At 42.9% G+C, this 2,538-nt stretch carries 1 protein-coding gene; it reads left to right on the top strand.

From position 1 onward, the window contains the following. Window positions 1–103: 103 nt before the first annotated feature. Window positions 104–2,538 (top strand): MucBP domain-containing protein (locus tag ACVPON_RS09335; protein WP_462878356.1); only part of this gene is annotated, 2,435 nt, incomplete at its 3' end.

The raw sequence follows: 2,538 nt of genomic DNA, 5'->3' as shown, positions 1-2,538 counted from the left end.
ATTAGGTTTTAGAGATAGAAGATAAGGGGAGAGGAAGATGAAAATGAGCCATCCTTGCTTCAAAAAAAGTGCTTAATAAACAAAGTGATATAAGAAAACGTTCATGCGTTTGACGTGCTCACAAGAAGTGGCTCATGGACAAGAACACGATGTTGATATCGAGGAGCGGGTACTGAAAGAATCTGCTTATAAAATTTTAACAGCTAGCCGTCTTAAAGAAATGTCAGCACAAGAAATCGCTCAATTGGGGGAGCGTGATTTTGGTGACTTCCACATGACAGAGGAACTCTTCTCACAATTGAGCGAGGACCAAATTCGTGCCTTGACCTTCAATCGGAACTATCAGAGTTTCCGTCAAAGACAGGGAACGACAGAGAGTGCTTTCCGGGCGGCGACAGAGACATCATCGGATAAGCCAAATGATGGCTATACGACCTCGAATCGTATCTTAAATAGAGAAGGTTACACCCCCTATATAGATCCAACTCCGGGACGGATGACGGTGTCGGTTATTGAAAATTTATATACACCTGAACGGGGTCAAGGAGATAGACCAGCTGAAATAGGACGTCAATATACCGTTTCTGTTTCCAAAAGAGATGTAGATAATCAAGGGTATGCTAGATATATATATGTTACCGTATCTAAAAACGGTGCCGTTATTAATACGACGACAATTGACACCCAATCTCTAACATCTGGGCAAAATATCCCTCTAGATCAGGCGGCGGATGGAAGCGGTTCGTATGCGGTTATTGATGTATCATTTTCTCCAGTCACCCAAGGACCAATCCTCCAGCTCAAAAAGCGTATGGACAATTCTCTTGCCAATTTCTTGCCGATTTATGGGACAAATATTTATACGCAAACGCATCCTGCGACAACTAATAGAATTGTTCGTGGACGCTGGGGGACTCAGATTACTAAGTTCTTGGAAGAGGGAACAAATAAAGAATTGCGCCCAGAATTTGTTCAATATGGTTGGGATGAATTAACAAACTATACCACCAAGCCAGTTGCTATTAAGGGCTATGACTTGGTTCAAACGGAAGGTCGTGAGAATTATATTGTCAATAGTGAAATAGTAGAGCGAGTTGGTGATGTCATTTATAAGAGTTCTGTTACAAATAGGGGGACCTTGTTCCGTAAGATAACGACATTAGAAGATGGAAAAACAAAGATTGAAGCCTATATAACATGGGCTAAAGCGGCGGGAACATTTTCTAATTCAATCAATGTGGACAAAGATCGTGTAGCAGCCACATTACCTTCTGCCCGAGAATTCTTTGAGAACATGGATAACTACTTTATTTATGAGGATGTAGATAAAACTCAAGAAGAGCAGACTAGAAGAACACAGAATGGGATTAAAGGGATAGTTGAGTTCATCCAATTGCGTTATGCCAGTCCAACAGGTTCAACGGTAGCTCCAACGGCGGATGAATATGCAACTGCCTATCGTGAAGTGATCCTAGCCCCTTTTACAGCTTCTAATTCACGTTATAATTTGGGTCGAACATTCGATGTGAATAATTCTGTCTATCAACCAGATGATGTTATCTACTACTATCGTGCTAAGACAGCTAATGTCTATGTGACCTACAAGGATGTTAACGGGAATTCCCTCCAAGTTCCGAAAGATGGGGCTTATGTGGAACGGGTGACTGATACCCAAGCGGGGAAATATGATACAGATTACAATACGAGTGATCATAAGCCTAATACTATAAAAACAGCAGACGGGAAGACCTACAAACTGGCTCCTGGCGGTGACTATACTGTTGGACGTGTCAAAGCAGATAGTCATCTAGCATCTAGCGATCCTGTTTCTGGGAAGGTGAAAGAGACTGATCAGACAGTCACTTATGTGTACCAACAAGTCGGTGGTGCTGTCAATGCCCGCTTCGTTATCGAGGGTACAGAGACCGAATTACAAGCGTCAGAAGTGGTCAAAGCAGTCGACAGTCCAATTGGTGAAGCCTATACTGCAAGCAAGCCAGCTGAAATTGAAAAAGACGGCAAGACCTATGTTCTTTCAGCGACTAAGCCTGTCCGTGATAACCAAGGAGATGCCCCAGAAACGGGAGCAGTAACTGAGGGAGAACAAACGGTTGTCTACCAATATGTCTTGAAAGAAGAACCCAAAGGAAGCGTTGTTGTTCACTACAAGGATACCAATGGCAATACCATTAAAGATGACTACACTGATACAAGTGACACACCAGTAGGTACAGACTACAATACAGGTGAAAATGATACTGAAAAACCAACTGTTATCGAAAAAGACGGTAAGAAGTACAAACTTGTTCCAGATCGTACAGAAGGTTCAGAAACTGGTAAGGTCGTAGAGGGCACTACCGATGTTACCTATGTGTACCAACAAGTCGGTGGTGCTGTCAATGCCCGCTTCGTTATCGAGGGTACAGAGACCGAATTACAAGCGTCAGAAGTGGTCAAAGCAGCCGACAGTCCAATTGGTGAAGCCTATACTGCAAGCAAGCCAGCTGAAATTGAAAAAGACGGCAAGACCTATGTTCT

The sequence above is a fragment of the Streptococcus sp. 1F3 genome (genome assembly GCF_054968985.1).
The sequence above is the reverse complement of the archived record's forward strand: the minus strand, read 5'-3'. Positions and strand labels throughout refer to the sequence as shown.